Origin of the sequence: Mesorhizobium sp. M7A.F.Ca.CA.002.09.1.1 (assembly GCF_003998555.1) — a bacterium.
In the GTDB taxonomy this organism is placed as follows: Bacteria; Pseudomonadota; Alphaproteobacteria; order Rhizobiales; family Rhizobiaceae; genus Mesorhizobium; species Mesorhizobium ciceri.
In genome coordinates this window covers 1-8,629 of record NZ_RZRR01000140.1, presented here as the reverse complement: position 1 = coordinate 8,629, position 8,629 = coordinate 1, and the positions used below count along the sequence as shown (strand labels likewise).

8 protein-coding genes and 1 pseudogene are annotated in these 8,629 nt (G+C 64.0%); 3 read left to right on the top strand and 6 right to left on the bottom strand.

All coding sequences use genetic code 11. The features are described 5' to 3' along the window. Window positions 1-1,227: DHA2 family efflux MFS transporter permease subunit (locus EN994_RS08970; protein WP_127307490.1), on the top strand; the 1,227-nt coding region annotated here is incomplete at its 5' end. 198 nt (window positions 1,228-1,425) lie between these two features. On the opposite strand, the gene msrB is transcribed toward EN994_RS08970, so the two are convergent. The 4 genes from msrB to EN994_RS08945 form a co-directional block, all read right to left on the bottom strand. Further along, window positions 1,426-1,929 (bottom strand): peptide-methionine (R)-S-oxide reductase MsrB, encoded by a 504-nt coding sequence (msrB, locus tag EN994_RS08960; RefSeq protein WP_013528493.1) that lies wholly within the window; start codon window positions 1,927-1,929, stop codon window positions 1,426-1,428. 212 nt (window positions 1,930-2,141) lie between these two features. Continuing rightward, window positions 2,142-2,699, bottom strand: coding sequence for a fasciclin domain-containing protein (locus EN994_RS08955; protein WP_013528492.1), 558 nt, complete (start codon window positions 2,697-2,699; stop codon window positions 2,142-2,144). Between the two features lie 221 nt (window positions 2,700-2,920). After that, the gene (locus EN994_RS08950) at window positions 2,921-3,649 is read right to left on the bottom strand and encodes an anti-sigma factor (protein ID WP_082826618.1); all 729 of its coding nucleotides are present in this window, start codon (window positions 3,647-3,649) and stop codon (window positions 2,921-2,923) included. Next, window positions 3,646-4,185, bottom strand: a complete 540-nt coding sequence (locus EN994_RS08945) for a sigma-70 family RNA polymerase sigma factor (protein WP_063169719.1) — start codon at window positions 4,183-4,185, stop codon at window positions 3,646-3,648. Before EN994_RS08945 ends, EN994_RS08950 begins: the two co-directional genes overlap by 4 nt. A gap of 152 nt (window positions 4,186-4,337) precedes the next feature. On the opposite strand from EN994_RS08945, the gene EN994_RS08940 reads away from it, so the two are divergent. Both EN994_RS08940 and argB read left to right on the top strand, forming a co-directional pair. Then, a complete protein-coding gene (locus EN994_RS08940; RefSeq protein WP_063169720.1) occupies window positions 4,338-5,837 on the top strand; it encodes an amidase in 1,500 nt (499 codons plus the stop codon). A 103-nt stretch (window positions 5,838-5,940) separates the two neighbouring features. Beyond that, on the top strand, window positions 5,941-6,834 hold the full coding sequence (gene argB, locus EN994_RS08935) for an acetylglutamate kinase (protein ID WP_013528489.1): 894 nt from the start codon (window positions 5,941-5,943) through the stop codon (window positions 6,832-6,834). 8 nt (window positions 6,835-6,842) lie between these two features. Here the strand turns inward: argB and bchE are convergent, their stop codons facing one another. Then, window positions 6,843-8,411 carry a magnesium-protoporphyrin IX monomethyl ester anaerobic oxidative cyclase gene (bchE, locus tag EN994_RS08930; protein WP_127307489.1) on the bottom strand — a complete coding sequence of 523 codons (1,569 nt, stop codon included), beginning with the start codon at window positions 8,409-8,411 and terminating at the stop codon, window positions 6,843-6,845. 117 nt (window positions 8,412-8,528) lie between these two features. After that, window positions 8,529-8,629, bottom strand: a pseudogene (locus tag EN994_RS35985) (Lrp/AsnC family transcriptional regulator); the annotation flags it as partial.

The following is an 8,629-nucleotide window of genomic DNA, read 5'->3' as shown; positions in this document are numbered from 1 at the left end:
GTCCAGGGCTTCATCGGCGGCGGCATGATACCGAGCGTCTTTGCCGCTGCCTTCACCATCTTCCCGCCCTCGCGCCGCGCCGTCGTCTCGCCGATGATCGGCCTCGTGGCGACGCTGGCGCCGACCATCGGCCCGACCGTCGGTGGCTATATCAGCCATGCCATGTCCTGGCATTGGCTGTTCCTGGTCAATGTCGTGCCCGGCATCCTGGTGACAACGGCGGCCTGGATGCTGATCGACTTCGACAAGCCCAACCTCAAGCTGTTCAGCAAGTTCGACTGGTGGGGCCTCGCCGGCATGGCGGCCTTCCTGGGCTGCATGGAATATGTGCTCGAGGAAGGCCCCAACAATGACTGGCTGCAGGACCAGGGCGTCTTCATCTGCGCCGTCGTCATGACCGTCGGCGCGGTCCTGTTCTTCTGGCGCGTATTCACCGCCGAGGAGCCGATCGTCGACCTGAAGGCCTTCACCAACATCAACTTCGCCTTCGGCTCGCTATTCTCGTTCGTCATCGGCATCGGTCTCTACGGCCTGACCTATCTCTACCCGGTGTTCCTCGGGCGCATCCGCGGCTACGATTCGATGATGATCGGCGAGGCTCTGTTCGTCAGCGGCCTGGCGATGTTCTTCACCGCGCCGATCTCGGGCATCCTGTCGAACAAGATGGACCCGCGCCTGATGATGATGATCGGCTTCTTCGGCTTCGCCACCGGCACCTGGTGGATGACGCATCTGACCGCCGACTGGGATTTCTATGAGCTGCTCATCCCGCAGATCCTGCGCGGCTGTTCGATGATGCTGTGCATGGTTCCGATCAACAACATCGCGCTCGGCACCTTGCCGCCCGAGCGGCTGAAGAACGCGTCCGGCCTGTTCAATCTCACCCGCAACCTTGGCGGTGCCGTCGGCCTTGCGCTGATCAATACCGTGCTGATCGACCGCAACGCCTTCCACTACGCAAGGCTCTCCGAGCATGTGCAATGGGGCAGTGAAGCCGCGCAGACCAAGCTGCAGAACATGACCCGCAATTTCGAGCAGACCCCCGGCCTCGATGCGACAAGCGCTGCGATCTCCAAGTTGTCTGGCATGGTCCAGCAGCAGGCGGCGTTGCTGTCCTTCATGGACGTGTTCTTCATGCTGACGGTGCTGTTTGCGACGCTTGGCCTGTTCACCATGCTGATCCGCAAGCCGGCCGCACCGGGTGGCGGCGGCGGTGGGGGGCACTGATAGGGAGCAATTCCAGGAAAAGTGTAAGGCGGTTTTCCCGGGAAAAGCGCGCAGCGCTTTCCCTTGGAGATTGCGACAAGACAAGGATACGTGGGCAGCGGTTTCGGGAAGCTCCTCCAGTCCACGCCCGAAAAGCTCTGACCGCGTAAAAAACTCCGGGCCGCAAGCCCGGAGTTTTTTGCATTCGGGTCTATGGACTCAGGCCGTGGCCGGTTTGAAGGTCAGCGCGACGCCGTTGATGCAGTGGCGCAGGCCGGTCGGCGCCGGACCGTCGTCGAAGACATGGCCGAGATGGCCGCCGCAGCGGCGGCAATGTGCCTCGGTACGCGTCATGCCGAGCGACCTGTCCACGGTCGTGCCGATCGCCTTGGGGATCTCTTGCCAGAAGCTCGGCCATCCGGTGCCGGAATCGAATTTCGTCTCCGACGAATAGACCGGCAGGTCGCAGCCGGCACAGGCGAAAATGCCCTTGCGGTGTTCGTTGAGCAGCGGGCTGGTGCCGGGGTACTCCGTGCCTTCCTTGCGCAGCACGTCGAAGGCGGCCGGCGACAGGATGGCTTTCCACTCGGCGTCGGTCTTGACGACCTCGAAGCTCTCGGCCGCTTGTGCTGCCTGCGGATCGCCCATGCGCAGCATCGTTGCCGCGGCCCCGATCACGCCGATGGCGGCGGCACCGCTCAAAAGAAAGTCGCGACGGTTCATGACCAGTTCCTCCTGATGTCCTTTTGCCAAACTACACCGCCGCGCGGAAATCAAAAGCCGGTGACGGTAGCCCCTCGAACGAACACTCCGCGCCCTCCCACATCCGAATGCAGGCGGGCGCGAAGTGCACGGGCCAATTGCGGATCACGGGAGCGGGATCGTGCAATCGACGGAGGGTCCTTGCCGTCAGTTCGCCGGCAGCAAGCCCCTTGTTACATCTTGGGCAAAAGAACCTTGTCGATGACGTGGATGACGCCATTGGACTGTTCGACATCGGCGATCGTCACATTGGCGACATTGCCGTTCTCGTCGGTGACCGTGACCTTGCCGCCGTCGGCCTTGAGCGACAATTCGCAGCCGCCGACCGTCTTGACCTTGTGGGTGCCGCCGTCAGCCTTGGCCATCGCGGCCACATCTGCTCCCATCGCCTTGGCGCCGATGACATGGCAGGTCAGGATCTTGGTGAGCTTGTCCTTGTTTTCTGGCTTGAGCAGCGTCTCGACCGTACCGGCCGGAAGGGCTGCGAAGGCTTCGTTGGTCGGCGCGAACACGGTGAACGGACCGGCGCCCTGCAGCGTCTCGACAAGGCCGGCGGCCTTCACGGCGGCGACCAGCGTGGTGTGATCCTTCGAGTTCACGGCGTTCTCGACGATGTTCTTGTTGGCATACATGGCGGCGCCGCCAACCATCGGGTTTTCGGCGTAGGCGGCGGTGGCAAGGGCCGAAACGGCGATCGTACCGGCGAGCAAAAGGGTGGCGTATCTACGCATGATGTCGAACTCCTCGGGTTTTTCTCTTCCCATTCTTGGGGACGCGAGGAGATACGGAACAAACTCGCCCGAGTTTCAGAAATATTGTGATTCTTGATTTTATCCACGGCGCAGAGGGATTTCCCGAGCCATCGGCCGCCTGCCGACATGCTGTCTATGGGCATGTTCAGCGAAGGATAGACTTATGATAGTCTGTTGTGATTTTTCAGGTGAAGAGCCGGTCAGATGCTCTTCAGGTCGCCAGCGGCAACCACCGGTCCGGTCGGCTGTCCGGTCGGCGAACCGCCCGACGGCTCGAGGCTGACGGCAAGCACCGCGCCCTGGGCAAGCTTCTGCTGGGCCGCCGGCGAGACGACGATATGTGCCGTAGCACCGGTCGGAATGACGCCCATCGAGACCGGCGGGTTCTTGCCCTCGATCATCCACAGCTCGAAGTCCTTGCCGGAAGCACGCTCACCGGAGACATGCGACAGGCCGACTTCGTGATGCGCGGCGTCGTAGACGGCAAGATATCTGACGTCGCTGCCTTCGGCGGCCAGCGAAGCGACGAGGCGCGCCTGCGGCTGCTCGACCGGCGGGTTGAAGACGGGCACGGCGATGTAAATCGCCAGTGCCGCAACCGCGGCTGCGGCAAGGGCGCGCCAGAAGGCCAGGCTGGACCAAAGGCCGCCGCGCACTTCGGCGGGCCTGCTCACCGCGGCAGCGGTAGCGAACAGGCGGCGGTCGACCGCGGTCTTCACCGAAACCGGCGGCTCGACTTCCCGAAAGGCGGCGGCAAGCGGTGAGAGCCTGACCTCCCAGTCCTCGACAAGACGGGCGAAAACCGTATCCGCATCGATGCGGCGAGAGACGATCTGGCGTTCGTCGGCATCGAGCACGCCGAGAACGTACTCGGCGGCGAGCAGGTCGTCGCCTCCACGTTCCGGTCCTGTGTCTTCTGCCAGCGTCATCTTTCCAGGCATTCTCTGAGTTTCAACAGGCTGCGGCGCAGCCATGTACGCATCGTGTTCAGCGGCACGCCATGGCGCTCCGCCAGTTCGGCATAGCTCTCGCCCTTGAGATAGGCGCCCCGGACGGCTGCTGCCCGGTCCTTCTCCAGCTCATCGAGACAATGGTGGATACGTTCGGATTCGTCGCCCGCCACCGCCATCGCTTCAGGCCCCGGCGCCGGATCGGCCACGTCGAGCGCGGCATCGATGTCGGCGGCGGGGTTGCGCCGCGCTCTGATGCGATCGATCGCATGATTGCGCGCGATTGCCACCAGCCAGGAGATCGGGCTTAGATCGGAAACAGCAAAACGGTCGGCCTTCGTCCATATCTTGACGAAGACTTCCTGCAGCGCTTCTTCCGCGTCTCCCCGGTCGTTCAATACACGAAGACAGACGCCAAAAAGTTTCGCGCTGGTCTGCCGGTAAAGCAGATCGAACGCGGCCCGATCCTTCATCGAAGTCCGAACGATCAGCTTGGTGATGTCCTGCGGCGTCATTGCAGGCAAATTAGGCGATTGCCATGTATTTGCAACGACGGAAATAACCTTGTGCACGCCTAAGCTTTTGTGTGTCGCCGGCCCGGATCCGTCGGTCGATTGCCAATGGAATTGCCACTGGCTAGCTTGCCTTCATTGATGGGGGAGCGCGCATGTCGGTCGAACGGATCCTTTGGGAAGAAGATGCCACCGGCCTCGCCAATCTGGTCCGCAAGGGCGAGGTTTCGGCCGTCGAACTGACCGACGCCGCGATTGCCCGCGCCGAGGCCACCCGTCCCGACATCAATGCCACGGCCGAACCGCTCTACGATGCCGCCCGCGCCCGCGCCAAGACCGTCGACCCCTCGCTGCCGCTGGCTGGTGTTCCCTTCGCCATCAAGGATCTCGGCATCGCCATCAAGGGCGTGCCGACGCATGGCGGCAGCCGCATTCCGGCATGGCTGGCCGATGTCAATTCGGCGCTGACCGACCGCTATCTCGCTGCCGGACTTATCCCGATCGTCACCTCGACATCGCCGGAGCACGGGCTTCGATTGATGACCGAATCCAGGGCCTTTGGCATCACCCGCAATCCGTGGAACACCGGCCATACCAGCGGCGGCTCTTCGGGCGGTTCGGCAGCACTGGTCGCAGCCGGCGTCGTGCCGGTGGCGCATGCCTCCGATGGCGGCGGCTCGATCCGTGTGCCTGCCGCCTGCACCGGACTTGTCGGCCTGAAGACGTCGCGCGGCCGTATACCGCTGACGCCCCTGGTGAGCGAAAGCTGGTACGGCATGGTCGTCGACCATGCGCTCACCCGTTCGGTGCGCGATTGCGCGCTGCTGCTCGACCTGACCCACGGGCCCGATCCTCTGTCGCCCTATGCCGCGCCGCGGCCGAAAGGCACGTTCGCGGCTGCCGCCGCACGCGATCCCGGCAAGCTCAGTCTGGCCGTGTACCGCAAATCGCCGCTTCGCCTGCCGATCTCGGACGAGACGCTCAAGGCGCTCGACACGGCGGTGGCGCTTGCCCGCGAGGGCGGCCACACGGTCGAGGAGATCGACTTGCCCTTTATCGGCCGCGATTTCTTCGCCGATTTCTGCAGGACGGTTGCCTCCGCCGTCGCTGGCACGATGCGGGCCGAAGCGCTGCGCGTCGGCCGTTCCGTTGCTGGCGACATCGAGCGGGCCACGCGCGTGCTCGCCCGCTTCGGCGAACTGGTGTCGGCCGGCGAGACCTATGCCGACCTGCAGCGGCTGCATGCCGCCTCACGGCGGCTGATCGCAGAGACCGCGCAGTATGACGCCGTGCTGATGCCGATCATTGCCCACCCGCCGCTTGCCTGCGGCGCAATGGATCCGAAAGGCGCCGACGACCTCATCGAGAACCTGCTCGACAAGCTTCACCTGACGCCCTTGCTGAAGCTGAAGCCGTTCTTCGGCCAGTTGATGGACAAGAGCCTCTGGTTCACCCATTGGCCGGCGATCCAGAATGTCAGCGGCCAGCCATCGATCGCCCTGCCGGTCCATGTCACCGACGCCGGCCTGCCGATCGGCGTCCAGGCTGCCGGCCGTCCGGGCGACGAGGAGACGCTTTTGTCGCTCGCCGCGCAGATGGAGAAGATCTCGGGTTGGCTGGGTCGCAGGGCGCCGCTGATGGTGCCGACACGATGACGAGGTCGTGAAGCGCTCGAATATGACAGCAAAGCCATTTGCGGGCGGCGCCAATTCCCGCTAAGACGCCGCCGTCCTTACCGATCTCCAGGGAAAAAAGCCGATGACGGAAATAACCGCCACCGCCGAAATGCAGGCAGCCCTGTTGTCGCGGGCGCTGCCCTACATGCAGCGCTACGAGCACAAGACGGTCGTGGTGAAATATGGCGGCCATGCCATGGGCGACATCGAGCTCGGCAAGGCCTTCGCGCGCGACATCGCGCTGCTCAAGCAATCCGGCGTCAACCCGATCGTCGTCCACGGCGGCGGCCCGCAGATCGGCGCCATGCTGGCCAAGATGGGCATCGAATCCAAGTTCGAAGGCGGCCTGCGCGTCACCGACCAGAAGACGGTCGAGATCGTCGAAATGGTGCTGGCCGGTTCGATCAACAAGGAGATCGTCGCGCTGATCAACGCCGAGGGCGAATGGGCGATCGGCCTGTGCGGCAAGGACGGCAACATGGTGTTCGCCGAAAAGGCCCGCAAGACCATGATCGATCCGGACTCCAACATCGAGCGCGTGCTCGATCTCGGCTTCGTCGGCGAGCCGGTCGAGGTCGACCGTACCTTGCTCGATCTTCTGGCACGCTCCGAAATGATCCCGGTGCTGGCGCCGGTGGCGCCGGGACGCGATGGCCACACCTACAACATCAACGCCGACACCTTCGCCGGCGCCATTGCCGGCGCCTGCCAGGCGACGCGCCTGCTATTCCTCACCGACGTGCCGGGTGTGCTCGACAAGAACAAGAAGCTGATCGACGAACTGACCGTGGCCGAGGCCAAGGCGCTGATCAAGGACGGCACGGTCTCGGGCGGCATGATCCCCAAGGTCGAGACCTGCATCGAAGCGATCGAGCGCGGCGTCGAAGGCGTTGTCATCCTCAACGGCAAGACCCCGCATGCGGTGCTGCTGGAACTGTTCACCGAACATGGCGCCGGCACGCTGATCGTGCCCTGAGGGGCTCGTCAGCCGGCTAACTTTCTCGCCTCGGCATCTTCAATATTGTCGATGGTGGGAATGGCGGGCTTTCTGGCCGGGCGTCGAACGGACATCGATTCCTCCTCGGCATCCTGCGGCGCGCCCCAGAATTCGGCCAGCGTCGGGCCGTCTTTCACCCTGATGTCGCGGACCAGAAAGCCCCAGACCTCGCGGAACCACACGCGGCGGCCCATCTGTGTGTACCAGCGCATCGAATGGCGCTGCTCGGGATCCTTGTGGAACAGGATGCGGGCCAGCGCCTTCGGCCGTGATTGCACCGCCAGCTCGATCAGCTTGACGCTGAAGAACAGCATCCACGGCTTCAGCCGCGTCATCTGCAGCACCTGGTGCTTGTAGTCCCACAGGCGCGCATCCTGCTGGATCACCTTGCGATCCCGCGCGATGCGGAAGAACGGCGTCCAGCGATGCGGCGTCACATAAAGCGCCTGGATCTGGTCGGGGTCGTAGGCGATGAGTTGGCGAAAGCCGCGCCACAGGTCGCGAAACCCTTCGTCCTCGAAGCCGGACACCCAGGTCGCCATAGACAGGATGCCGCTGAGACGCAGCAGCCTTATCGCCTCGCGATCGGATGAGGTGCTGCCGCCCTTGCGGATTAATTGAAGCGTCTGCTCGTCGGTGTTTTCCATGCCGAGCAGCCAGCGGATGACACCGGCCTTGCGGTAGAGATGCAGGATGTGGGCATCGCGCACGATGTCGTCGGCACGGGTCGAACCGACGATCAGCACCGGCACGTTCTCGGCGATCAGGGCATCGAGGAAGGCCCGCCAGGCTTTCTTCGAGACCGTCGGATTCTCGTCGGCAAGATTGATGAGCTCGACGCCATGTTGGCGATGCAGCCATGCGATCTCCCTGGCGAATTTCACCGGATCGCGATGCCGCCAGCGGGTCCAGAAGCCGCGCTGGCCGCAATAGTTGCACAGATGCGGACAGCCGCGCGAAAACTGCATGACCACGGCCCGCTTGCCGCCCCAGTAGCTGTAACTGGGATGGTCGATCAGTTCCCAGCCGACGCGGTAGGCGTCGAGGTCGGCAATGGTCATGGCCGCCTGTGTGGCGAAGGGGCGGCTGAGATCGTCGCGATAGGCGATGCCGGCCACGCTCGCCGGCGGCTGGCGCATCTCCAGCCCTTCGATCAGCGCCACCACCGTCGCTTCGCCCTCGCCGCGCACGATGAAGTCGAAGGCATCGGTAGCGGCCAGGATGTCGCGCCAATGATAGGTCGGGAAAACGCCGCCATAGATGATGATGGTCGCCGGCTCGCGCTCCTTGATCATGCGCGCGATCACCAAGGCGGTCGGGTGCGCCGAGGTCGAGCCGGAATGGCCGATCAGGACGAAGTCGGGGTGGTCCTCCAGTGCGCTGCGCACGACGTCATCGAGCGGCATCGGCCCGAACTCGGCGTCGACGAGGCGCACCTGATGGCCGGCATCGATCAGCGGCCCGCCGATCGCCAGCAGGCCGAGCGGCGGCAGGTGATCGTCGGGCACGCGGCTGCCGATGGCGGTGTGCGGCGGATTGATCAGGACGATTTTCATGGCGGACCTCCTGGGCAGTTGGTCCGCACAAGCTGGCCGGCGATGTGGACACGTGCTTGGCCCGTTTCAGCAGTTTGCGTGCAGCTTTTCCTCAAGGAGTGCGAAGGGCAGGCATTGTCATCGCCTGAGATGCCCGAGCGGCACATGGCCCGGGCCCTTGATGTTCTGCAGCACCAACTGCGTGTGGACGTCGCGCACGCCGTCGAGCCGCATCAGCC